This is a genomic window from Rhizobium sp. BK418 (assembly GCF_004341105.1).
Lineage (GTDB): Bacteria > Pseudomonadota > Alphaproteobacteria > Rhizobiales > Rhizobiaceae > Rhizobium.
Genome location: NZ_SLZK01000001.1, coordinates 150,184 through 172,282, shown reverse-complemented (window position 1 = coordinate 172,282; position 22,099 = coordinate 150,184). Strand labels below are relative to the sequence as shown.

Here is a 22,099-nt window from a genome sequence, read left to right as displayed (position 1 = left end):
AATCCGGAAAGCGTACGGGGATTAGCTGGAAAATGGGGGCTTTTCCCTTGCAACGCTTGCATAAAGCGCACTCTCATGCAATTGCGACCGGCATGTGACGCGGTCTTTTATCCGCAGCTTCAAATCCTCCGGAGATCATCATGAGCCAGTCTGGAAAAAACGGCCTGACCTATAGCGATGCAGGCGTCGACATCGATGCCGGCAACCTGATGGTGGAGAAGATCAAGCCAGCCGTGCGTTCGACGCGCCGCCCGGGCGCGGACGGCGAGATCGGCGGCTTTGGCGGCCTCTTCGACCTCAAGGCTGCGGGCTTCACCGATCCGGTTCTCGTTGCGGCCAATGACGGCGTCGGCACCAAGCTGAAGATCGCCATCGACGCTGATTATCACGACACAGTCGGCATCGACCTCGTTGCCATGTGCGTTAACGATCTGGTCGTGCAGGGCGCTGAGCCGCTCTTCTTCCTCGACTATTTCGCGACCGGTAAGCTCGATCCGGATCAGGGTGCTGCCATTGTCGGCGGTATCGCTGCCGGCTGCCGCGAGGCAGGCTGCGCTCTGATCGGCGGAGAAACGGCTGAAATGCCGGGCATGTATTCTTCCGGCGATTATGACCTCGCCGGCTTCGCAGTGGGTGCTGCCGAGCGCGGCAAGCTGCTGCCGTCTGGCGATATTGCCGAGGGTGACGTCATCCTTGGCCTTTCCTCCTCTGGCGTTCACTCCAACGGTTTTTCGCTGGTGCGCAAGATCGTTGCGCTTTCCGGCCTCGGCTGGGATGCGCCGGCCCCTTTTGCCGAAGGCAAGAAGCTTGGTGAGGCGCTGCTGATGCCGACCCGCATCTATGTGAAGCCGCTCCTGAAGGCGATCCGCGAGACCGGTGCGCTGAAGGCGCTCGCCCACATCACCGGCGGCGGTTTCCCGGAAAATATTCCACGCGTGCTGCCGAAGCATCTTGCCGCCGAGATCGATCTTGCCGCCGTCAATGTGTCGCCGGTCTTCTCGTGGCTTGCCAAGACAGGCGGCGTCGAGGCGAAGGAGATGCTGCGCACCTTCAACTGCGGCATCGGAATGATCGTTGTGGTCGCGCAAGAAAATGCCGCCGCCGTCTCCAAGGTGCTCGAAGCAGAAGGCGAGACAGTCGTCACGCTCGGCCGCATGGTCGCCCGCGCCGAAGGCGAAGCCGGCACGATCTACAAGGGCACGCTCGCCCTATGAATTCGCCGCGCAAACGCACCGTCGTCTTCATTTCCGGCAGCGGCTCCAACATGATGGCGTTGGTGCAGGCGGCAAAATCGGCCGATTATCCGGCCGAGATCGTCGGCGTGATCTCTGACAAGGCGGATGCGGGCGGGCTTGCCAAGGCGGCTGCCGAGGGTATCCCGACCTTCGCCTTCGTGCGCAAGGATTATGCGAACAAGGACGAGCACGAGGCGGCAATCCTTGCCGCGCTCGATGAGCTTTCGCCGGATATTATCTGCCTCGCCGGCTATATGCGCCTCCTGTCAGGCGCCTTCATCCAGCGCCACGAAGGCCGGATCATCAATATCCACCCTTCCCTGCTGCCGCTCTTTCCGGGGCTGCATACGCATCAGCGGGCGATCGACGCCGGCATGCGGATTGCCGGCTGCACCGTGCATTTCGTCACCGAAGGCATGGATGAAGGCCCAGTCATCGGCCAGGCCGCCGTGCCTATACTTGCGGGCGACACCGCCGAGGTGCTGGCAGGACGCATACTGACCGTCGAACATCAGCTTTATCCGCAGGCGCTCAAGCTCTTTGCCGAAGGCAAGGTGAAGATGGAAGGCCGGAAGGCCGTCGGAACGACAGCTTCCGCCACCGCCCCCAAATCGCAGCTTATTTCGCTGATCGGCGGCTAAAGCAGAAATGTTCTGACTTCAGGCCGCAAGAGCCTGAAGTGGATGCAGCGTACCATCGCTATAGACGAACTGGCCGCCGCGGAAAGTGGCGCGGATGCGATGGACATCGCCCGGCTCGATGACAACGAGATCGGCACGCTGGCCGATTTCGATCTCGCCGCGGTCCATCAGGCCAGCTGAACGGGCGGCATTCGACGTGGCCATGGCGACGGCAGCGGGAAGACCGCCTTCGACCATTTCCGCCAGCTTGAAGATGCCGGGTACGAATGCAGCCGGATGGTAATCGGCAGCAATCACCGTCAGCAGGCCGGCCTTAGCGGCATCGAGCGCGCTCAGATTGCCGGACATGGATTTGCCCCGCAGCGCATTCGGCGCGCCCATCAGGGTCCAAAGGCCGCGGCGGCGAGCTTCTTCGGCAGCCGGCAGCGTGACCGGGAACTCGCTGATGGTGACGCCGAGATCGAACATTTCGGCGACCTTCTCGACACTGTCATCATCGTGCGAGGCGAGCGACAGGCCATGCTTCTTGGCGAGCGCCACGATATCCTTCAGCTTGGCCTCGATCTCGGGATTGTCGCGCATGGCAATACGCTGGGCGACGATCTCTGCAGCCATTTCCTCCGATACGGCGCGGCGTTCGGAAATGCTCAGGATATAGCTCTTGATGTCGTTATACTGGCCCTGCCCCGGCGTGTGGTCCGTCAGCGAGACCATATTGATATGGCCGGCTTCCAGCAGGCGCTCCAGCGCCGGGGCTGCGCCGGTATTGGTGATTTCGTAGCGGGCATGGACGCGATGATCGATCAGCAGATTGTCGCGCAGCGTGTTGATGCCCTCGATGACCGCTGAGGTCGTCTCCAGCGAACGGACATGGCCGTAGACACTTTCCGTCGCGAAGGAGACGGCGGCAAAAGCTGTCGTGACGCCAGCAGCGGCAAGCTTCTTGTCGAGTTCGTGGATGCCGAAGTCGATCGGCATATGGGCGTTCGGGCGCGGGGCGATTTCCCGTTCGATCATATCTCCATGCAGATCGACGAAACCCGGCATCAGCAGACGCCCTCCGCCATCGATAACGGCGTTGGCAACCGGCTCCGGCCTGATTTCGGCGATCAAGCCGTCTTCAATCCGCACAGAACCTTCATTCACCACCTCGTTGGGCAAAACGAGGGTGAAATTACCGAGCCACATGGGCTTTCTCCTGACCGCATCTGATGATTGTTAAGGGGCAGCGCTTAGTCTCGCTTCGTGACAATTGCATGAAGAATTCCAAGAAATTCAGCCGAGGCGAATCTATCTCGGCCATGACGTTGCAAGGTCGGACTTTTAGGTGCCAAGCAGGCTTTTGTTCGCTACCGCCCATTGCACCAGCATGATCGTCTTGAGATCGATGATTTCTCCCTTTTCGATCATCGCGAGAGCCTGCGGCAGCTGGATTTCCAGCACCTCTATATCCTCGTGCTCGTGCTCCAGACCGCCGCCATCGGATGTGCGGTCGGCGGTATCGATTGCCGCTGCAAAGAAATGCACGATCTCGGTGATGGAGCCCGGCGCGGTGTAGGATCTGAAGAGGAAGCGGACATCGCGAATCATGTAGCCGGTCTCCTCCATCGCCTCGCGACGGATGGCGGCTTCGGGTTCGTCGCCGTCGAGCAGGCCAGCCGGAACTTCGATCATCCAGGCGGGGTCGCCGTTCAGATAGACCGGCAGGCGGAACTGCTTCACCAGCACGACGACGTCGCGCTTCGGATCATAGAGCAGGATGCAGGCGGCCGGCGTGCGGTGGTAGACCTCGCGCGACAGGCGGTGCGTCTCGCCCTCCCGGTCGGTAAAGTCGAGCTCATAGCCGACCAGCTTCGTCCATCCGTCGGACAGGGTTTCCTTGCCGACAATCTTCACGTTTGCTTTCGATTGCGTCATAGGGCTTCCTTGGCGGCATCCTTGCGAAGCCAGACCTTGTTGTCATGAACGGCGGCGCCGCCATAGGGCGCCACGGGATCGGCGCCAGTGAGAATGTTGATGCCTTCGCCATCGACATGCGCCTTGTTGGGCCAAAGACCTTCGGCAATCAGCACGCCGGGCTTTACCTCGGTCGTGATACGGGCATGGATGCGCAGCTCGCCGCGCATATTGCCGATGCGGACGAGATCCCCGTTGCCGATGCCATTGGTCTCCGCATCGACGGGATTGATCATCACTTCCGGGCGGCCTTCCTTCTGGCGCGAGGTCTTGGTTTCCGAGAAGCTCGAATTCAGGAAGTTGCGCGCCGGCGAGGTCGCCAGGCGGAAAGGATGCTCGGAATCAGCGACTTCAATGACGTCGACCTGATCCGGGAACGGCGGCAGCTCGGCATAGGGGCCGAGCGCGCCGACCGACGCCGGCGGTTTGTTCGGGGCAGCGCCGTCCACCCAATCCGGCCGGAAATGAAACTTGCCGTCGGGATGAGCAAAGCCGTTGAGATAATGCGCTTCCTCGAAGGCCGGCTGTCGGTCGAACCACTTGTGTTCGAGGAAATAATCGTAATCCGGCAGGTTGCTCGCCGCCAATACGCGGTCGATCATTTCGCAGGCCGTGAAACCGAAGCCGGGGCGATCGGCGACGCCAAGGCGTTTTGCCAGTTCCTCGATGACGAAGAGGTTGGTGCGCACGGTCGGCGGCGGCTCGACGAGCTTGGGTCCAAGCAGAATGTGGTTCTGCCCGCCGGCTCGATAGATGTCGTCATGCTCGACGAACATGGTGGCAGGGATAACGATATCGGCCATTTCGGCCGTCTCGGTCATGAACTGCTCGTGGACAGCGACGAAGAGATCGTCACGAGCAAAGCCGCGTTTCACCAGCCGCTGTTCGGGCGCGATGTTCACCGGATTGGTGTTCTGGATGAGCATGGCCGTGATCGGGCCGCGGTGGCGAAGGGCCACGGCATCGCCCGTCAGCGCCCGGCCGATCTGCGACTGGTCGATCATACGGATGGCCGCATCCTTCATCGACTTGCCGGTCAGCTCCGCATTGTTCATGCGGAAGATATCGCTGTTGGAGTGGAAGGCGCCGCCGCCTTCATATTGCCAGGAGCCGAGCACGGTGGCGACCGAGGCGGCCGCATGCATGGCGACAGCGCCGTTGCGCTGGCGGGTGAAGCCGTAGCCGAGGCGGAAGAAGGTTTTTTTCGTCGTGCCGACGAGCTTGCCGAAAGCTTCGATCTCTTCGACCGAAAGGCCTGTGATCGCGGCCGCCCATTCCGGCGTCTTTGCCTTCAGATGCGCTTCGAGACCCGAGGGATCGTCGGCATATTTCGCCATGTAAGCATGATCTGCATAACCGTCGCGGAAGGCGATATGCATGGCGGCGCAGGCGAGTGCTGCATCGGTGCCGGGCTTGACGATCAAGGCCATGTCGGCCTGCTTCATCGTCGGATTGCCGTAGATGTCGATGACGACGATTTTGGCGCCGCGCTCCTTGCGCGATTTGATCGCGTGGGTCATGACGTTGACCTGCGTGGCCACCGCGTTCGTGCCCCAGATGACGACGCAATCGGTACGCGCCATCTCGCGCGGGTCCGGACCGCGCAGCATACCGGTCGCCATAGTGAAACCGGTCCAGGCTGGATTGGTGCAGATCGAGGAAAAGAAGCCGGAATAGCGCTTGGCGTGGCGCAGGCGCTCGATCGAATCACGCTGTACCCAGCCCATGGTGCCGGCGTAAAAATAGGGCCAGATGGCTTCGCTGCCGTCCCTGGCCTCGGCCTTCACGAAGGCTTCGGCGATCTCGTCCAGCGCATCATCCCAGGAAATCTGCTGCCATTGCCCTGCCCCCTTGGCGCCGGTGCGGCGCAAGGGATGCATGAGACGGTCAGGATGATAGAGGCGCTCGGCATAACGAGCGACCTTGGCGCAGATGACGCCCGACGTATAGGAATGGCCGTTGGCGCCGCGGACACGGCCGATACGGCCGTCTTCCGTAATATCCACCTCCAGCGCACAGGTGGAGGGACAGTCGTGCGGACAGGCCGTATGACCGATCCTGGATTTGGCGTGGATGGGGGTCGCAATGTTCATGCGATTTCTATATGCCAAGGCTCAGGCGGCCAAAAGGCACAAAAACTCCCTGTCATCCGAATTCATAACAGGCATCAGCGAAAATGAACTATCGCCACATCTATCATGCAGGCAATTTTGCCGATGTCCTGAAGCATGCGGTGCTGGCGCGGCTCATCCGCTACATGCAGAAGAAGGACGCCGCATTCCGCGTGCTCGACACGCATGCCGGCATCGGCCTTTACGATCTTTCCTCCGAGGAAGCGCAGAAGACCGGCGAATGGCAGGGCGGAATCGGCAAACTGCTCGAAGCCGATCTCGGGCCGCAGGTTTCCGAACTGCTGGAGCCCTATCTCTCCGTGATCCGGGAACTGAACCCGCAGGGTGGCCTGCGCTTCTATCCCGGCTCGCCGAAGCTTGCCCGTATGCTGTTTCGCCCGCAGGACCGGCTTTCGGCGATGGAGCTGCATCCAGAGGATTTTGCCCGGCTGCATCGGCTCTTCGAGGGCGATCATCATGCGCGCATCACCGAGCTCGATGGCTGGCTGGCGCTCGGCGCGCATCTGCCACCGAAGGAAAAGCGCGGTATCGTGCTCGTCGATCCGCCGTTCGAGGAGGACGGCGAATACGAGCGGCTGGTGGATGGCCTTGCCAAGGCCTACCGGCGTTTTCCCGGCGGCACTTATTGCCTCTGGTATCCGCTGAAGAAGGGCGCGCCGATCAAGGAATTCCATGATGCCCTGCAGGCGGCGGAGATACCGAAGATGCTCTGCGCCGAGCTTGCCGTGCGTAGTGACCGCGAGACGACGGGACTGACAGGCTCCGGCCTCATCATCGTAAACCCGCCCTTCACACTGAAAGACGAGTTGCATCAGCTGCTGCCGGCTCTGAAAGACCATCTGGCGCAGGATCGTTTCGCCTCGCAACGTGCCTTCTGGTTGCGCGGCGAGACGAAGGCCACCAAGAGCGATTGACCGAATCTCGGACGACGGGGAATAGTCCAGCGTCATCCGTAATTCAAAAGGTGCCCCATGAAGCTTCTCTGCTCCCCGACCTCGCCTTTCTCCAGCAAGGTGCGTATGGCCGCCCGCCATCTCGCCCTCGAGATTACGGAAATCCGGGTCGATACGAATGCGGGCCCGGCGATCCTTGTGGACAACAATCCGCTCGGCAAAATCCCGACGCTACTGACGGATAACGGCACTTCCGTTTTCGACAGTGTCGCGATCATGCATTATTTCGACCGGCTGACGAAGGGCGCGCTTTATCCCTCCAAGAAGGGCAAGCGCACAGATGCCGAAGTGCTGGAGGCGCTTTGCGACGGTGTCTGCGACTGTCTGCTGGCGATTGTCTACGAGCGCCGCTTTCGCGACGAAGAGAAGGTGCATCAACCCTGGATCGACCGGCAGTGGAAGAAGGTAGAGACCGCATTGAATTACCTGGCAGCCAATGCGCCGAAGCTCCGCAAAAAGCTGCATGGCGGGCACTTCGCTCTGGCCGCAACAATCGGCTACCTCGACCTGCGCTTCAAGGGTCAGTGGGAAGAGGAACACGCCGAGCTCATCAGCTGGCTCAAGGAATTCGACAAGGCGTTCGACGGCTACGATCAGCTGAAACCCCAGGCCTGAAAAATCCCGCGATCAACAAAGACAAAAAAGCCGGGCACGAGGCCCGGCTTTTTGTGCTGGATGCAATCCGTATCAGAACTTGACGCCGATACCCACCTTGACGCTGTTTTCGTCGAAGCCGCGCGAAACGCTGCCGGAGTCGAGGTTGTAGTCCTTGCTCTGGTAGTCCGTGTAGCGGTATTCGAGGCGCGTCGTGATGTTGTTGGTCACAAAGGCTTCGACACCGGCGCCAACCGTGTAACCGTAGGCGGTCTTGCTGTCGGAAGACGTGCCGTCGGAAACCTTGGTGTCGGCGAGCGCCAGACCTGCGGTACCGTAGAGCAGGAAGGGGTTCAGGTCGTAACCGACGCGGCCGCGGACAGAGCCGTTCCAGCCGGTCTTGTTCTTGATGCCGCCTTCAGTGACGTCAGCATCGCCATAACCGAGATCGGCTTCAGCGCCGTAAACGATCTGGCCCTGCTGAAAATTGTAGCCGGTGAAGAGCTGGCCACCCCAATCATAGGTGTCGCGGTCGTGACCGAAGCTACCCATGTTATAGGTGGCGGCGCCGCCGAGATAGAAGCCCTGCCAGTTGTTGACCGGAGCCGGGGTTTCCTCAGCGACCGGCGCCTGCGGGACCTGGTCCACGGCATCAGCTGCCTGCGCGACCGAGAAGCCACCAACGGCGAGAGCGGAAGCCATGAGGCCAGCAAAGAGTATACGCATACTTATCTCCTTTCAGTCCCGCGCGCTCGTCAACTCAAACTCGGCGAAGCATTCACGGGGGATTACTAAATGTCCCTTCCGGATCGAGAGTGAAATTGGAATGCAAATGCGGATTTGAAAGAGCCAAATTGTGATATCATTGTGGCTGAGCGGAGGCAGAAATTCGATGTTGCTTGGTTGCAACATACCGTTTATTAAGGATAACGTTCCGTTAAACTGAAATTACACGTTTTTAATAAAACGTTTCGCCAAATAATACATAGAATATCGACATCGCGTACGCACCGCTTTCAGCTATTTATATAATCAGGTCCCGCCCTTATATAGGCAGAAGCAGACTCGAAGGACCAGAAGGCAGGATCTTGACCCAGAAAAGACTTCGCGCGGCACTTGTAACCGGTTCCGCCAAAAGAATAGGCCGGGCAATCGCCGAAGACCTTGTTGCCAATGGATTTTCGGTCGCAATCCATGCCAATGGCGCGATGGCTGAGGCCGGAGACTTTGTGGCGGAATTGCGGCAAGCGGGCCATCGTGCGGCTGCGATCAAGGCTGATCTTGCCAAAATCGACGAGGCGAGCGGGCTTGTCGAAAAGGCATGCGAGGCGCTTGGACCCATCGATCTACTCGTCAACAACGCGTCGATTTTTCTCGAGGATTCGCTCCCCAAATTCGATGCGCAAGTGTGGGACCAGCATTTCGCCATCCATGTTCGGGCGCCATCGATCCTTGCCGCCAAATTCGCAGAACAGCTGCCGGAGACGTCCGAGGGGCTAATCGTCAATATTGTCGACCAGCGTGTTTGGGCACTGCGGCCGAGTTTCTATTCCTATACACTGTCGAAATCGGCATTGTGGACGGCGACGCAGACCATGGCGCAGGCCCTGGCGCCGCGTATTCGCGTCAACGCGATCGGGCCTGGCCCCTCAGTGCCGAGTGAACGGCAACTACAGGAAGACTTCCAAGCACAGGTCGCAGCCCTTATCTTGAAGCGTGGGCCTGAGCTCAAGGAATTTGGCCGAACGATTCGTTTTCTGTTCGAGACTCCTTCGATCACGGGTCAGATGATTGCACTCGACGGCGGCCAGCATCTCGCGTGGCAGACGCCTGATGTGCTGGAGATCAAGGAATGAATGCCAGGAAGCTGCCTGATGGCGGCGTTCTTTACGACGAGACCGATGAAAATGACGACGATATCATCGAGGTGGAAGGCGATGCGGCCGCCTCGCCGATATCGGCTGCGATCGACTGGAATGAAGGCGGTGTCAATGAAACGGGCCTTGTCGGCGCCGATCTGATCGCTGAATTCGTCAAGCGCCTGCCGAACAGTCCCGGCGTCTACCGAATGTTCAACGAGGCGGGCGACGTGCTTTATGTCGGCAAAGCCCGCAGCCTGAAGAAGCGCGTCAGCAATTATGCTGTCGGCCGCGTGCATTCCAACCGCATCGCCCAGATGGTGCGCCAGACTGCCAATATGGAATTCGTCACGACGCGGACGGAGACCGAGGCGCTGCTGCTGGAAGCGAATCTGATCAAGCGCCTGCGGCCGCGCTTTAACGTGCTGCTGCGCGACGACAAGTCGTTTCCCTATATTCTGATAACAGGCGATCACCGCGCGCCTGCTATCTTCAAACATCGCGGCGCCCGCGCCCGCAAGGGCGACTACTTCGGACCTTTCGCGTCAGCCGGCGCCGTCGGCCGCACGATCAATTCGCTGCAGCGCGCCTTTCTGATCCGAACCTGCACCGACAGCGTCTTCGAGACGCGCACCCGGCCCTGCCTGCTCTACCAGATCAAGCGCTGTTCGGGTCCCTGCACCCATGAGGTCAGCGACGAGGGCTATGCGGAACTCGTGCGGGAAGCCAAGGATTTCCTGTCCGGCAAGAGCCAGAAGGTGAAGGAACATATGGCGGAAGCGATGAATGCTGCCGCCGAGGACCTCGATTTCGAGCGCGCCGCCATCTATCGCGACCGTCTTGCCGCGCTCTCTCATGTGCAGAGCCATCAGGGCATCAATCCGGCCGGTGTCGAAGAGGCTGACGTTTTCGCCATCTATCACGAAGGCGGGATTTCCTGTATCCAGGTCTTCTTCTTCCGCACCGGGCAGAACTGGGGCAACCGCGCCTATTTCCCGAAGGCCGATCCACAGCTATCAGCCGCCGAGGTGCTGAGCGCGTTCCTCGCTCAGTTCTATGACGATAAACCGGTGCCGCGGCAGATCATGCTGTCGGAGACGGTCGAGGAACTGGAGCTGCTGGCTGCTGCCTTAAGCGAAAAGGCCGGGCACAAGGTCTCGATCCTCATTCCGCAGCGTGGCGAAAAGCGCGACCTCGTCGAGCATGTCATCGCCAATGCCCGCGAGGCGCATGGCCGCAAGCTTGCCGAGACGGCATCGCAATCACGGCTACTGGAAGGTTTCAAGGAGACTTTCGGCCTGCCCTACGTGCCGCAGCGTGTCGAGATCTACGACAACTCGCATATCATGGGCACAAATGCGGTCGGTGGCATGGTCGTCGCTGGGCCCGAAGGCTTCGTGAAGAGCCAGTACCGTAAGTTCAACATCAAATCGACCGAGATCACGCCGGGCGACGACTTCGGCATGATGCGCGAGGTGATGACGCGGCGCTTTTCCCGCCTGCTGAAGGAAGAAGGCATCCCGGATCGCAGCACGCAGATTTCTGCCGCTGACGCGGCCGACATGCCCTTCCCCGCCTGGCCCGATGTGATCCTCATCGACGGCGGTCAGGGACAGATGACTGCCGTGCGCGCCATTCTGGAAGAGCTCGGCATTACCGACAGCGTGATCGCCATAGGCGTCGCCAAAGGCGTGGACCGTGAGGCCGGCCGCGAGCGTTTCTTCGCGCCGGGCAAGGGAAGCTTTACGCTGCCGCCGCGCGATCCGGTTCTCTATTTCATCCAGCGCATGCGCGACGAGGCGCACCGTTTCGCCATCGGCTCCCACCGGGCACGGCGCAAGAAGGAGATGGTCAAGAACCCGCTCGACGAGATCGGCGGCATCGGTCCATCCCGTAAGCGGGCGCTGCTACAACATTTCGGCACGGCGAAGGCTGTGTCTCGCGCTGCCCTTTCCGACCTCATGGCGGTAGAAGGCATTTCCGAGACTGTCGCAAAGCAGGTCTATAATCACTTTCACGACGACGCCGCGAAATAGTCGGTGACGGTCGCAAATTCCGCGCAAAGGCGGCGAAAAAACAGAAAGAATGTTGACGGTCGAAGGGCAAAGCCGTCATCTACCGCCGCATTATCAAAGAGAACCGCTTCATGGCATCGCGCGCGTATAACATCCCCAATCTCCTGACTTACGGTCGCATCCTGGCAGTGCCGCTGATCGTCGTCTGCTTCTTCATCGAAGGACGCCTGAACAGCAGCGATACGGCGCGTTGGGTGGCGCTCTGGATCTTCATCATCGCCTCGATCACCGATTTTCTGGACGGCTATCTCGCGCGCATCTGGAACCAGACATCGAATATCGGCCGTATGCTGGATCCGATCGCCGATAAGCTCCTGGTTTCCGCCATCCTGCTGCTGGTCGCAGCCGACGGCACGATCGCCGGCTGGTCGCTCTGGGCGGCAATCATCATCCTCTGCCGCGAAATTCTGGTGTCGGGCCTGCGTGAATATCTGGCGGGACTGAAGGTCAGCGTGCCGGTGACACGCATTGCCAAGTGGAAGACGACGCTGCAGCTCGTGGCCATCGCCTTCCTGCTCGCCGGTCCGGCCGGCGACGCGATTTTCCCCTTTACAACCTGGACCGGGATTGCGCTTCTCTGGATCGCCGCAATCCTGACGATCTATACTGGCTATGATTATTTCCGCGCCGGTCTGAAACACGTGGTGGATAACGAAGAATGACACGGCTTGTCTATTTCGCCTGGGTGCGCGAACGCATCGGAAAGGGCGAGGAGGAGATCGAACTCCCCTCCTCCGTTGTCAACGTTGCCGATCTTCTGAATCATTTGAAGGGCCTGGGCGAAGAATATGAGATGGCTCTTCAATATCCCGATGTGATCCGGGTCGCGATCGATCAGGAGCATGTGGAACATGACGAGCCTATCGCCGGGGCGAAAGAGATCGGTATTTTTCCGCCGATGACGGGTGGTTGAGAACGGCAGTACCGCCGGGCTGAGGAGCCTGCTGTGACCATTACCCCTACCATCCGCGTCCAGCGCGAGGATTTCGACCTGCAGGCGGAAGTCGACCGGCTTTCCAAAGGCAAGCCCGGCGTCGGCGCCGTCGTTACATTCTCCGGGCTCTGCCGCGATGAAGGCGGCACGCTCTCGGCGCTGGAACTCGAACATTATCCAGGCATGGCCGAAGCGGAGATGAAGCGCATTGGCGAGCTCGCCATCGCTCGTTTCGCGCTTAGCGGCCTGACCGCTATCCATCGCTTTGGGAAGATCGCCGTCGGTGAGAATATCGTGCTGGTCGTCGCCGCTGCGCCGCACCGGCAGGCGGCCTTCGACGGCGCGAACTTCGTTATGGATTTCCTCAAAACATCCGCCCCCTTCTGGAAGAAGGAGCATCACAAGAGTGGGCATGCCGGCGATTGGATCGCCGCAAAGGATGCCGACGACAGTGCGCGCGATCGCTGGAAATAATCACAGCGTGACGCGTTCGCGGCGGCTCATCACCAGCAGAAGGACCAGCAGCGAGAAGATGGCGAGATCGCGCCAAATGAAGGAGCCGTAGGCGCCCCAGAGTGTTTCGACGAGCGCCAGGCCGGCAGCGCCGCCTGCAGAGCGCAACGGATCGGAATAACCGCCGACGGCTGCGATCATCAGCACCTTGAGGCCGAACATCAGCCCGGCGCCGAAATCCATCGATCCGTAGTAGAAGGTCGCGAGAATGCCGCAGCAAGTGGCGACGAGCGCGGCTGCCGCATAGGAGACCAGAAAGACACGGCTGGCACTGGTGCCGCAGAGTTCTGCGGCAAGCGGATCGTCGATAACGGCGCGCCACAGACGCCCCCAGGCGGTGCATTTCAAGACTATGGCGCCGATCGCGATGATTGCGCACATCAGGATCGTGTCGAGAAGCTGGATATAGGTAAGCGTCACGCGAAAGACGCCGTCGCTCCAGAACGTGACGGTGTCGTTCAAAAGTGGCGGCAGCCAGATGGCGCGGGTATTGGCGGCCAGACGCGCCGTTTCCATCAGCACGATCATCATGCCGAGTGCCGCGACCATGACCGTGTTCGGCGATTTGCTGGCGAGCGGCTGCATGATCGAGCGGCCGATCCAGACCCCTGCTCCCACCGAATAGATTAGCGAGGCGCAGATGCCGATCGATATTGCCGCCGGCAGCACCAGCCACAGCCGGTTATAGGCCATGTCCGTGAAGAGCAGCAGGATTTGGCCGGCAAAGGCGATTATTGCCCCATAGGTGATGTCGGCCCTCTTCGTCACGCCGAAGGCAAGTGAATAGCCGAAGGCAAGCGTGGCGTAGAGCGCCGCGAGCGGCACCGCATTCGCCAGTTGCTGCAGAAGATAGGCCATTCCCGAAACTCCGGATCGGTTTAAAATAATAACTGGCAAAACACGTTTTACCAGTTATATTTTTCTTATGAGCTTTTCCTGGACCCCCCACCGTTTTTCCGGCGGCGCGCTGGCGCTCGATGTCGCCAACAGCGTCATCCTGCGTCATGATACGGCGCGCCGTATCGACCGCTTCGAGGCCGAAGGGCAGTTGGAGCGCTTTCCTGCGGCGGCGCAAGAATTCTGCGCCGAACGGGCGCTTTTCGGCGACATAGCGCCTGTTGGAGCGCAGAATAGAGCGAACTTCATCGAACTGCGCGAAGCCACGGACCGCTACTTCCGGCAGCGCGTGCTCGCGGGGAGCGACGATCGGCTGCTGGCCGAACTGCTGGAGACGCTGGCGCGGACGTTGCGCGGGGCAGCGAAAAAGGGGCTCGATGCGGCAACCGCCCATTCGGTTCTGCGGCTGATCGCCATGCCGGATCCGGAACGGATGAAGATCTGCGGCAATTGCGGCTGGCTGTTCATCGACCGCAGCAAGAACAAGAGCCGGGCCTGGTGCGACATGGCCGTCTGCGGCAACCGCGCCAAGGCTATCAGGCATTACCGGAGAAAAAAGAAGGAGGAGACGCCATGAAGCGGAGCTCAATCATCACGGCTTTTGCGGCAGCGGGACTTTTGCTTTCCGCCTGCCAGCGTCAGGCCGAAAGCATGTTGGAAGTGACGGGCCATCTCTTCGTCTTCAACTATCGAAACGCCAGTGCCACCTACTTGCTGACGATGAAAAAGACAGCGCCCATTCCCGACGGATCCACCATCGTCGTCGAGTTCGAAAACCCGCAGGGTGGTGCGCCGCTGGTGCTGAACCAGAAAGTCTTTCCCATCGACGACAAGATTTCGGTCCAAAGCGAAAACCTGCACTGCGTGGTCAAGGACCGGCCCTATGCCGTCACAGTCAAGCTTGTCGACAAGGATGGCAAGCTGCTGCAGGAATTGAAGACACAGTTCAAATCCGATCTCGATCAGACGGTACTCCCGAGCAAGCCGCTGGTGGTCGGCGCGGGATACGAGAAGAACCCGGAGGTTTTCAAACCGGATGGGACGACGGATTTTTCTAATACTGACAAGTGTCCAGCTTGAATCCGCAAAACAAAAAAGCCGGGACGAACCCGGCTTTCATGAGTCGATTCAATGCATTCGCGTGGAATGCTCTTGGGCTGAATTAGCCGACGATTTCGGTGTCGGAGAACCAATACTTGATTTCCTGGGCAGCCGTTTCCGGAGCGTCAGAGCCGTGAACCGAGTTTTCGCCGATCGAGAGAGCATGAACCTTGCGGATCGTGCCTTCCGCAGCATTTGCCGGGTTGGTTGCGCCCATGATCTCGCGGTTCTTCAGGATGGCGCCTTCGCCTTCCAGGACCTGAACGACGGTCGGGCCGGAGGTCATGCCTTCGACGAGTTCGCCGAAGAACGGACGGTCCTTGTGAACGGCGTAGAAGCCTTCTGCTTCGCGCTTGCTCATCCAGACGCGCTTGGAGGCGACGACGCGCAGGCCGGCATCTTCGAGCATCTTGGTGATAGCGCCAGTCAGGTTGCGCTTCGTTGCGTCCGGCTTGATCATTGAGAAGGTGCGTTCAATCGCCATTGTCAGGTCCTCATACTCATAAGGGAAAAGTGGGCGGTCTTTACCCGCCTCACCGCCTGAAAACAAGGGGTCTCCGGCAATTTCACGCCGCTGTCACAGTCCGGCCCCGGCTTTCATGGAGATCGAGGCAGCGTTCGAACCAGGCGATCACGGGGTCATCCGGGGCCAGCATGGCGAGGCCGGCAGCGACGCGCAGCCATTGCAGCGCGCCGAAGAGGATGTAGTCGGCAAAGAGCGGGCTCTGCCCGCCGATGAAAGGCTGAAACTTCAGCACATGGCGCAGCGGCTCGAGCTTGGCGGCGAAGGCTTCCCTCTCCGCGTCGCGTCCGGCGGCGAATTCCTCCAGCGACTTGCCCAGGCGCTCCTCACGGCTGGTCCTGAAATAGGCCTTATCGCCCTCATCGAGGATCGAATGGATATCGAGAAGGGCGATCCGCATGATTGCCGGATGAATGATCATCTGAGAATATCCCTCGATCATCCGCGACAGGGCCTTGCCGCCCTCACCCTTGAAGAGCGACGGACGGTCGGGATAGGCCTCTTCCAGATAAAGGGCGATGTCGAAACTGTCCGATACCAGCCGGCCATTGTCATCCAAGACCGGCACGGTCTTGGAAAAACCACCGCCGATTGCGGCGATACGGCTGTAGGTCGTCGGCACCTCCTCGAAATCGAGGCCCTTGTGGGCAAGCGCCATCACTGCCTTCCAGCAATGCGGCGAGAAGAAGTGACGCTCGTCGGCGCCGCACAGTGAATAGAGAGCTCTGGTCATATCAGTCCTTTCGAGATCGCAGCGGGTTCATTCCATGCCAGAAAACCGGCGCGATCAAATCAGGAATTTTCATGGCGCCATCACGGCCGCTGCTGAAACGGATAGGGCCATTCCTGATCGGGGACTAGCAAGGGCGCATTAACCTGTTTTGCTGCTTCCCGCCCTACTAACCTTGAAAATTCAATGTCTCTTAAAAGCTTGCCTGCATAGCGGAAGCAGAAGAGGCGATGGCCCAAGGGAACCAATGGCAATGAGGGGATTATCATGTCGACTGCCGTTGCAAATGCATTGAATGGGCGTGGGGCGATCCGGCCAGCGCCGGCAGCCGACGTGCGGAAAGTTGTTCAGCACATGATGCGGCTGAACGTGGCGGGCCTGCCGCGCAACTATGAACTGTTCCATGAGGCACTGATCGGCCTGAGTGCCGGGCTGGCGCAGGATATCGCTGCCCTCGGCCCGCATCCGCGTCAGGAGGCTCTGGACGAGATCGGCCTGCGCTACCGGCTCATTGGCCACTACGGGCTCGCCGATGACCGCTCGCGCAACGAAGCGAGCCGCATGCTCAAGGAGACAGCAGAACGACTCGCCGAAGGTCGCCTGCATCACCAGGCATTCGCACGCGCCTGCGAGGCCATCCTCAAATCCGTCTCAGACCAACAGGACCAGCAGAGCCTTGCCGACTTCATTGCCGAGGTCGAATATCTCTCCGCTTCCCTTTCAGCCGTTCTCGCAGCGGAGCGGACGATCGGCACGAGGCTGGAAGAGGATATCGAGCGGCTGACGGCGCTGGAGCGCGGCATTTCGGCGGTGCAGGCTGCGGCCATCACCGACAAGATCACCGGCCTGCCGAACCGCCTCGGCCTCAACCGTGCGCTCAGCGACCTCTATGGTCAGGAAGAAGGCGCGGCCGGCAGCGCGCTGATCGTGGTCGATATCGACGATTTCAAGGCGCTGAATATCCGTTACGGCATGCAGACCGGCAACAAGCTTCTGAAGAAGCTCGCCAGCCTCTTCCGCAAGATGGTGAAGAAGAGCGATTTCATCGCACGGACAGAAGCCGATGAGTTCGCCTTCCTCTTCGCCAACGTCCGCATGCAGGATGCACTAGCGATCGCCGAGCGGCTGCGTAGTTCGGTCGAGGACAATCTTGTGTTCGCGGCGTCGGACACTTCAGATGCGAGCGGTTTGACGATCTCGGTCGGCGTGGCGTTGAGCGGCGATGCCGCAACGCCCGGCCAGCTTCAGGCCAACGCCCGCGTGGCGCTGCTTGCCGCCCAGACAAATCCGCGCCAGCCGGTGCAGGCCTTCGGGCGCTGACGCGCTTGTCAGAAGTCGCTTGATGGCAACCAGCGGCCGAGGGGACGGCGGACCCATCTTGCCTTAGCGGCGGCTTTCGGCCAAAACCGCGCGCATGATCACGATTTCAGATATTTCTGCCCGCATCGCCGGCCGCCTGCTCCTCGACCATGCCAGCGTCTCTCTGCCTGCAGGCACGAAGGCCGGGCTCGTAGGGCGCAACGGCGCCGGCAAGTCCACACTGTTCCGCGTCATAACAGGCGATCTGGGAGCTGAAAGCGGGACGATATCGATTCCCAAGAACGCGCGCATGGGCCAGGTGAAACAGGAAGCGCCAGGAACCGAGGATTCACTGATCACGATCGTGCTTTCGGCCGACAAGGAGCGCGCGGCGCTGCTTGCCGAGGCGGAGACGGCAACCGATCCGCACCGGATCGCCGAAATCCAGATGCGCCTTGTCGACATCGACGCTCATTCGGCAGAAGCGCGTGCCGCCAGCATTCTCTCGGGCCTCGGCTTCGATCAGGAAGCGCAGGCGCGGCCTGCCTCCTCGTTTTCGGGCGGCTGGCGCATGCGCGTGGCGCTCGCCTCCGTCCTCTTTACCGAGCCGGACCTGCTGCTGCTCGATGAACCGACCAACTATCTCGACCTTGAAGGCACGATGTGGCTGGAGGATTACATCCGCCGCTATCCGCATACGGTCATCATCATCAGCCACGACCGCGACCTCCTCAACAACGCGGTCAATTCCATCGTGCATCTCGATCAGAAGAAGCTCACCTTCTACCGCGGCAATTACGACCAGTTCGAGCGGCAAAAGGCAGAAGCCGACGAGCTGCAGATGAAGGCCAAGGCCAAAAACGAGGCAGCGCGCAAACATCTGCAGAGCTTCATCGACCGTTTCAAGGCCAAAGCGTCCAAGGCAAAACAGGCCCAATCCCGCGTCAAGGCGCTGGAACGCATGGGCACGGTCGCGGCCGTGATCGAGGACCATGTTCAGCCGATCACTTTCCCGGAGCCCGAGAAGCAGCCGGCCTCGCCGATCGTCGCGATCAGCGGTGGCGCTGTCGGATATGAGCCCGGCAGGCCGATCCTGAAAGGACTCAATCTGCGCATCGACAATGACGATCGCATCGCGCTGCTCGGTTCCAACGGGAACGGTAAGTCGACCTTCGCCAAATTCATCTCGGGGCGACTGGCGCCCGAGAGCGGCGAGGTGCGTCTCGCACCGGGCCTGAAGATCGGTTTCTTCGCGCAGCATCAGCTCGACGATCTCGTGCCGAACGAAACACCGGTCGAGCATGTGCGCCGGCTGATGCCGACTGAGCCCGAAGCCAGGGTGCGCGCCCGCGTGGCGCAGATGGGCCTAGCAACCGAGAAGATGGCGACAGCTGCGAAAGACCTCTCCGGTGGCGAGAAGGCGCGTCTGCTGATGGGACTTGCCGCCTTTCATGCACCGAACCTGCTGATCCTCGACGAGCCGACCAACCACCTCGATATCGACAGCCGCCGGGCGCTTATCGAGGCGCTGAACGACTATAATGGTGCGGTCATCCTGATCTCACACGACCGGCATCTGATCGAAGCGACCGTCGACCGTCTCTGGCTTGTCAACAACGGCACGGTGACAAGTTTTGAAGGCGACATGGATGAGTATCGCGACCTGATCGTCGCCTCCGGCAAGAAGAAGGAAGAGCCGAAGCAGGCCGAAGACCAAACCTCGAAAGCCGATCAGCGCAAGCTCAATGCCGACAAGCGTGCCTCGCTCGCCCCGCTCAAGAAAAAGATCAACGAAATCGAATCCTTGACGGGCAAGCTGGAGAAATTGATTCAGGCACTTGATATGGAGCTTGCCGACCCTTCGCTCTATGAAAAAGCGCCCGCCAAGGCAGCCGAAAAGGCCAAACAGCGCGGGGAGGCTGCCGCCAAGCTCGCCGCCGCCGAAGAGCAATGGCTGGAACTGTCCTCGGAATATGAGGAAGCGATGGCGAGCTGAAGGATGTTAGCCAGACTTCCGAAGGCCGGACGTCCCACAGACCGGGCTTTTCATGTCTAGGATCCACCCTTCTTGGTGCGCGGCGAAGTGCCGCGGAACGGCACGGCTCAACCCGTTCTCAACCGATCATTAACCATAATCAGAAAGGTTGTCTCAACTTTCCTCGCTGATTTGTTGAGCCCTTTCATGTATCGTCTCATTGCCTTATCCAGCATTGCGCTGACCGTTGCCCTTGCCGGTTGCGCCACCACCAAGCAGCAAGAGCCGGACAAGACGATTAAAACGTCTTCCGTCATTGCGCCTGAGGGCAAAAGCCCCGCCAAAAAGGACGAGGAAGAGGCAGGCGTCCCCCAATATGACAGCTGGCATCACCTGGCCGGCCGCACACTTGAAGTTTCCTCGCTCTCCGAGCTGAAGCTGCACGACAAGGAAGTAATTCTAAGCTTCGACGACGGCCCGATCCCCGGACGTACCGACAAGGTTCTGGCGATTCTCGACAAGTTCGGCGTCAAGGGTGCCTTCATGATGGTCGGCCAAATGGCCGAACTGCATCCGGAGCTCGCCCGCAAGGTAGCCGAGGATGGCAACGCGATCGGCAGCCATACCTACCGGCACGCCGATCTCGCGACACTCGGCTTCGATGCCGCGATGAAGGAAGTCGTCAAGGGCCAGCTGGCCGTGACCAAAGCAACAGGCGAGGATGTGAATTTTTTCCGCTTCCCCTATCTCGCCGAAAGCCACAAGCTTCGATCTGCCATCGCGATGCGCGACATGGTCGTCATGGATGTGGACATCGATAGCAAAGATTATTTCAACACGACACCGGTCGCCGTCGCCAAACGGACGATGGACCTGCTGCACAAGCGCGGCCGCGGCATCATCCTGATGCACGACATTCACAAGCGCACTGCAACGATGTTGCCGACGCTGCTTTCGAAACTCGAAGCAGAAGGCTACAAGATAGTGACGCTGAAGTTCAAAAAGAGCTCCGCACCGATGGAAATGGCTTCGCTCTGACCAGGGTGGCTTGCCCGCGGATCGCTTTCTGATAAAACGGCGCGCCAATAAGTCATACTTTTAGCAAACACCGAACGCGAGCTTCACCATGTCAGCCATCAACCTCGCCATCGTCGGCGTCGGCAAGATCGTCCGCGACCAGCACCTCCCCTCCATCGCCGCCAATGCCGACTTCAAGCTGGTGGCGACGGCAAGCCGCCACGGCACGGTCGATGGCATTGCCGCCTATACGTCGATCGACGACATGCTGGACGCAGAACCGTCGATTGATGCCGTTTCTCTCTGCATGCCGCCGCAGTATCGTTATGAAGCTGCTTACAAGGCGTTGGTCGCCGGCAAGCACGTTTTCCTCGAAAAACCGCCGGGCGCGACGCTGAGCGAAGTGGCCGATCTGGAATACCTCGCGGCCAAACAGGGCGCGACGCTGTTTGCAAGTTGGCACTCGCGCTACGCAGCGGCCGTCGAAGCCGCAAAATCCTTCCTCGCCTCGACCGAGATCAAGAGCGTGCATGTAATCTGGAAGGAAGACGTGCGCCACTGGCATCCGAACCAGGAATGGATCTGGCAGGCGGGCGGCCTCGGCGTTTTCGATCCCGGCATCAACGCGCTCTCGATCGTCACGCACATCCTGCCCAAGGCGATTTTCTTGAGCGCCGGTACGCTGGAATTCCCTGAAAACCGTGACTCGCCGATCGCCGCCGACCTGCATTTCCGCAATGTCGATTATGTTCCGGTTCATGCCGAATTCGACTGGCGCCAGACAGGCAAGCAGAGCTGGGACATCATCGCGGAAACGGCCGCCGGCCAGATGGTTCTGTCTGAAGGCGGTTCGAAGCTCTCGGTCGATGGCGAGCTGCGGTTCTCCGCGCCCGAAGCCGAATATCCGGCGCTCTACCGCCGTTTTGCCGAACTCATCAAAGATGGCAAGTCGGATGTCGATCTGGCGCCGCTGCGTCATGTGGCCGACGCCTTCATGCTCGGCAAACGGAAGTTCGTGGAAGCGTTTTACGACTGATCGATCTCGCGGCAGATGCTATCTCTCCTGCACAATGATAGAATAGCGGCACCGACATCTGAGGGGCCGCTTCCATGCAGCAGGAGCAGGACGAATCGTTTGGATTGGGCGTTCGGCATCTGACGGTCAGGCTTGCCGACGCCAATGCGAAATGGCGGGAAGCCTATCTACTGGAAGAGGTCAGAATTCGCGAGGCACTTGGCCCTCTGGCCATCGACATCCAGCATTTCGGCAGCACCGCCATTCCGGGCATCAAGGCAAAGCCGATCATCGACATCCTGATCGGCGTACCTCGCTTCGAGGACGGCCTTGCCTGCATCGAGCCGATGGAAAAGATCGGCTATGACTATGCAGGAGCGGATATCGTGCCCGACGACCACCTCTTCGGCCGCGGCATTACAGGCGAAACGCGCACGCATCTCGCCCATGTTGTCGAATATCAGGGCTTCAACTGGAGGCGGAATATTTTCTTCCGTGACAGGCTCAGAGGCGATCCGGCTCTCGCGCGGGCCTATGAGGATTTGAAGATCGGCCTTGCGCAGCAATTTGCCGAAAGCCGCGCGGCATATACCGGCGCGAAGAAGGATTTCATCGACCGGGTGCTGGCCGAAGCCAGCCTTGCCTGACGA

At 60.1% G+C, this 22,099-nt stretch carries 23 protein-coding genes; 16 read left to right on the top strand and 7 right to left on the bottom strand.

The genetic code is table 11. The features are described 5' to 3' along the window. Positions 1-140: 140 nt before the first annotated feature. Together purM and purN are read left to right on the top strand one after the other, a co-directional pair. Positions 141-1,214, top strand: a complete 1,074-nt coding sequence (gene purM, locus EV281_RS00840; protein WP_132651084.1) for a phosphoribosylformylglycinamidine cyclo-ligase — start codon at positions 141-143, stop codon at positions 1,212-1,214. Continuing rightward, positions 1,211-1,876 (top strand): phosphoribosylglycinamide formyltransferase, encoded by a 666-nt coding sequence (gene purN, locus EV281_RS00835; RefSeq protein WP_132651083.1) that lies wholly within the window; start codon positions 1,211-1,213, stop codon positions 1,874-1,876. The genes purM and purN overlap by 4 nt, the downstream gene beginning before the upstream one ends. An 18-nt stretch (positions 1,877-1,894) precedes the next feature. Here purN and EV281_RS00830 read toward each other — a convergent pair whose 3' ends face one another. The 3 genes from EV281_RS00830 to EV281_RS00820 form a co-directional block, all read right to left on the bottom strand. Next, positions 1,895-3,064, bottom strand: a complete 1,170-nt coding sequence (locus EV281_RS00830; protein WP_132651082.1) for an alpha-D-ribose 1-methylphosphonate 5-triphosphate diphosphatase — start codon at positions 3,062-3,064, stop codon at positions 1,895-1,897. A gap of 135 nt (positions 3,065-3,199) precedes the next feature. After that, positions 3,200-3,793 (bottom strand): NUDIX domain-containing protein, encoded by a 594-nt coding sequence (locus EV281_RS00825; protein WP_132651081.1) that lies wholly within the window; start codon positions 3,791-3,793, stop codon positions 3,200-3,202. Next, positions 3,790-5,925 (bottom strand): molybdopterin oxidoreductase family protein, encoded by a 2,136-nt coding sequence (locus tag EV281_RS00820; RefSeq protein ID WP_132651080.1) that lies wholly within the window; start codon positions 5,923-5,925, stop codon positions 3,790-3,792. The genes EV281_RS00825 and EV281_RS00820 overlap by 4 nt, the downstream gene beginning before the upstream one ends. Positions 5,926-6,008: 83 nt before the next feature. On the opposite strand from EV281_RS00820, the gene EV281_RS00815 reads away from it, so the two are divergent. Together EV281_RS00815 and EV281_RS00810 are read left to right on the top strand one after the other, a co-directional pair. Next, positions 6,009-6,878: a 23S rRNA (adenine(2030)-N(6))-methyltransferase RlmJ gene (locus tag EV281_RS00815; protein ID WP_132651079.1), complete on the top strand. Its 870-nt coding sequence runs from the start codon at positions 6,009-6,011 to the stop codon at positions 6,876-6,878. Between the two features lie 57 nt (positions 6,879-6,935). Further along, positions 6,936-7,532: a glutathione S-transferase gene (locus tag EV281_RS00810; RefSeq protein WP_132651078.1), complete on the top strand. Its 597-nt coding sequence runs from the start codon at positions 6,936-6,938 to the stop codon at positions 7,530-7,532. Between the two features lie 72 nt (positions 7,533-7,604). Here the strand turns inward: EV281_RS00810 and EV281_RS00805 are convergent, their stop codons facing one another. After that, positions 7,605-8,237: an outer membrane protein gene (locus tag EV281_RS00805; RefSeq protein WP_132651077.1), complete on the bottom strand. Its 633-nt coding sequence runs from the start codon at positions 8,235-8,237 to the stop codon at positions 7,605-7,607. Positions 8,238-8,599: 362 nt separating this feature from the next. On the opposite strand from EV281_RS00805, the gene EV281_RS00800 reads away from it, so the two are divergent. The 5 genes from EV281_RS00800 to EV281_RS00780 all read left to right on the top strand — a co-directional run bounded on the left by EV281_RS00800 (position 8,600) and on the right by EV281_RS00780 (position 12,853). After that, entirely contained in the window at positions 8,600-9,367 is a 768-nt protein-coding gene (locus EV281_RS00800; RefSeq protein ID WP_132651076.1) for an SDR family oxidoreductase, read from the top strand. Beyond that, a complete protein-coding gene (uvrC, locus tag EV281_RS00795; RefSeq protein ID WP_132651075.1) occupies positions 9,364-11,406 on the top strand; it encodes an excinuclease ABC subunit UvrC in 2,043 nt (680 codons plus the stop codon). The genes EV281_RS00800 and uvrC overlap by 4 nt, the downstream gene beginning before the upstream one ends. A gap of 110 nt (positions 11,407-11,516) precedes the next feature. After that, positions 11,517-12,107, top strand: a complete 591-nt coding sequence (pgsA, locus tag EV281_RS00790; RefSeq protein ID WP_132651074.1) for a CDP-diacylglycerol--glycerol-3-phosphate 3-phosphatidyltransferase — start codon at positions 11,517-11,519, stop codon at positions 12,105-12,107. Beyond that, entirely contained in the window at positions 12,104-12,358 is a 255-nt protein-coding gene (moaD, locus tag EV281_RS00785) for a molybdopterin converting factor subunit 1 (protein WP_132651073.1), read from the top strand. The genes pgsA and moaD overlap by 4 nt, the downstream gene beginning before the upstream one ends. A 33-nt stretch (positions 12,359-12,391) precedes the next feature. Then, positions 12,392-12,853 (top strand): molybdenum cofactor biosynthesis protein MoaE, encoded by a 462-nt coding sequence (locus EV281_RS00780; RefSeq protein WP_132651072.1) that lies wholly within the window; start codon positions 12,392-12,394, stop codon positions 12,851-12,853. Here the strand turns inward: EV281_RS00780 and EV281_RS00775 are convergent, their stop codons facing one another. Beyond that, positions 12,854-13,750 (bottom strand): branched-chain amino acid ABC transporter permease, encoded by an 897-nt coding sequence (locus tag EV281_RS00775; protein ID WP_132651071.1) that lies wholly within the window; start codon positions 13,748-13,750, stop codon positions 12,854-12,856. It abuts the gene before it with no gap. 67 nt (positions 13,751-13,817) lie between these two features. On the opposite strand from EV281_RS00775, the gene EV281_RS00770 reads away from it, so the two are divergent. After that, the gene (locus EV281_RS00770; RefSeq protein ID WP_132651070.1) at positions 13,818-14,366 is read left to right on the top strand and encodes a CGNR zinc finger domain-containing protein; all 549 of its coding nucleotides are present in this window, start codon (positions 13,818-13,820) and stop codon (positions 14,364-14,366) included. Beyond that, positions 14,363-14,869: a hypothetical protein gene (locus tag EV281_RS00765; protein ID WP_132651069.1), complete on the top strand. Its 507-nt coding sequence runs from the start codon at positions 14,363-14,365 to the stop codon at positions 14,867-14,869. Before EV281_RS00770 ends, EV281_RS00765 begins: the two co-directional genes overlap by 4 nt. A gap of 82 nt (positions 14,870-14,951) precedes the next feature. On the opposite strand, the gene ndk is transcribed toward EV281_RS00765, so the two are convergent. After that, positions 14,952-15,374 carry a nucleoside-diphosphate kinase gene (ndk, locus tag EV281_RS00760; protein ID WP_112565949.1) on the bottom strand — a complete coding sequence of 141 codons (423 nt, stop codon included), beginning with the start codon at positions 15,372-15,374 and terminating at the stop codon, positions 14,952-14,954. An 82-nt stretch (positions 15,375-15,456) separates the two neighbouring features. Continuing rightward, on the bottom strand, positions 15,457-16,146 hold the full coding sequence (locus tag EV281_RS00755) for a glutathione S-transferase family protein (RefSeq protein WP_132651068.1): 690 nt from the start codon (positions 16,144-16,146) through the stop codon (positions 15,457-15,459). A gap of 264 nt (positions 16,147-16,410) precedes the next feature. Here EV281_RS00755 and EV281_RS00750 point away from each other — a divergent pair, with 264 nt between their 5' ends. The 5 genes from EV281_RS00750 to EV281_RS00730 all read left to right on the top strand — a co-directional run bounded on the left by EV281_RS00750 (position 16,411) and on the right by EV281_RS00730 (position 22,096). After that, the gene (locus EV281_RS00750) at positions 16,411-17,463 is read left to right on the top strand and encodes a GGDEF domain-containing protein (RefSeq protein ID WP_132651067.1); all 1,053 of its coding nucleotides are present in this window, start codon (positions 16,411-16,413) and stop codon (positions 17,461-17,463) included. Positions 17,464-17,557: 94 nt separating this feature from the next. Then, positions 17,558-19,438: an ABC-F family ATP-binding cassette domain-containing protein gene (locus EV281_RS00745; protein ID WP_132651066.1), complete on the top strand. Its 1,881-nt coding sequence runs from the start codon at positions 17,558-17,560 to the stop codon at positions 19,436-19,438. Between the two features lie 186 nt (positions 19,439-19,624). Next, positions 19,625-20,455 (top strand): polysaccharide deacetylase family protein, encoded by an 831-nt coding sequence (locus EV281_RS00740; protein ID WP_132651065.1) that lies wholly within the window; start codon positions 19,625-19,627, stop codon positions 20,453-20,455. Positions 20,456-20,543: 88 nt separating this feature from the next. Further along, on the top strand, positions 20,544-21,470 hold the full coding sequence (locus tag EV281_RS00735) for a Gfo/Idh/MocA family oxidoreductase (protein ID WP_132651064.1): 927 nt from the start codon (positions 20,544-20,546) through the stop codon (positions 21,468-21,470). A 74-nt stretch (positions 21,471-21,544) separates the two neighbouring features. After that, positions 21,545-22,096, top strand: coding sequence for a GrpB family protein (locus EV281_RS00730; RefSeq protein ID WP_132651063.1), 552 nt, complete (start codon positions 21,545-21,547; stop codon positions 22,094-22,096). Positions 22,097-22,099: the final 3 nt, after the last annotated feature.

Bases quoted from the DNA above. Each gene is read 5' to 3' on its own strand.
- uvrC (WP_132651075.1), top strand. From the start codon at position 9,364: ATGAATGCCAGGAAGCTGCCTGATGGCGGCGTTCTTTACGACGAGACC.
- EV281_RS00740 (WP_132651065.1), top strand. From the start codon at position 19,625: ATGTATCGTCTCATTGCCTTATCCAGCATTGCGCTGACCGTTGCCCTT.
- EV281_RS00755 (WP_132651068.1), bottom strand. From the start codon at position 16,146: ATGACCAGAGCTCTCTATTCACTGTGCGGCGCCGACGAGCGTCACTTC.
- EV281_RS00735 (WP_132651064.1), top strand. From the start codon at position 20,544: ATGTCAGCCATCAACCTCGCCATCGTCGGCGTCGGCAAGATCGTCCGC.
- EV281_RS00830 (WP_132651082.1), bottom strand. From the start codon at position 3,064: ATGTGGCTCGGTAATTTCACCCTCGTTTTGCCCAACGAGGTGGTGAAT.
- EV281_RS00765 (WP_132651069.1), top strand. From the start codon at position 14,363: ATGAAGCGGAGCTCAATCATCACGGCTTTTGCGGCAGCGGGACTTTTG.
- pgsA (WP_132651074.1), top strand. From the start codon at position 11,517: ATGGCATCGCGCGCGTATAACATCCCCAATCTCCTGACTTACGGTCGC.
- EV281_RS00745 (WP_132651066.1), top strand. From the start codon at position 17,558: ATGATCACGATTTCAGATATTTCTGCCCGCATCGCCGGCCGCCTGCTC.
- EV281_RS00805 (WP_132651077.1), bottom strand. From the start codon at position 8,237: ATGCGTATACTCTTTGCTGGCCTCATGGCTTCCGCTCTCGCCGTTGGT.
- EV281_RS00770 (WP_132651070.1), top strand. From the start codon at position 13,818: ATGAGCTTTTCCTGGACCCCCCACCGTTTTTCCGGCGGCGCGCTGGCG.
- EV281_RS00775 (WP_132651071.1), bottom strand. From the start codon at position 13,750: ATGGCCTATCTTCTGCAGCAACTGGCGAATGCGGTGCCGCTCGCGGCG.
- EV281_RS00730 (WP_132651063.1), top strand. From the start codon at position 21,545: ATGCAGCAGGAGCAGGACGAATCGTTTGGATTGGGCGTTCGGCATCTG.
- EV281_RS00810 (WP_132651078.1), top strand. From the start codon at position 6,936: ATGAAGCTTCTCTGCTCCCCGACCTCGCCTTTCTCCAGCAAGGTGCGT.
- ndk (WP_112565949.1), bottom strand. From the start codon at position 15,374: ATGGCGATTGAACGCACCTTCTCAATGATCAAGCCGGACGCAACGAAG.
- purN (WP_132651083.1), top strand. From the start codon at position 1,211: ATGAATTCGCCGCGCAAACGCACCGTCGTCTTCATTTCCGGCAGCGGC.
- EV281_RS00815 (WP_132651079.1), top strand. From the start codon at position 6,009: ATGAACTATCGCCACATCTATCATGCAGGCAATTTTGCCGATGTCCTG.
- EV281_RS00820 (WP_132651080.1), bottom strand. From the start codon at position 5,925: ATGAACATTGCGACCCCCATCCACGCCAAATCCAGGATCGGTCATACG.
- purM (WP_132651084.1), top strand. From the start codon at position 141: ATGAGCCAGTCTGGAAAAAACGGCCTGACCTATAGCGATGCAGGCGTC.
- EV281_RS00825 (WP_132651081.1), bottom strand. From the start codon at position 3,793: ATGACGCAATCGAAAGCAAACGTGAAGATTGTCGGCAAGGAAACCCTG.
- EV281_RS00750 (WP_132651067.1), top strand. From the start codon at position 16,411: ATGTCGACTGCCGTTGCAAATGCATTGAATGGGCGTGGGGCGATCCGG.
- moaD (WP_132651073.1), top strand. From the start codon at position 12,104: ATGACACGGCTTGTCTATTTCGCCTGGGTGCGCGAACGCATCGGAAAG.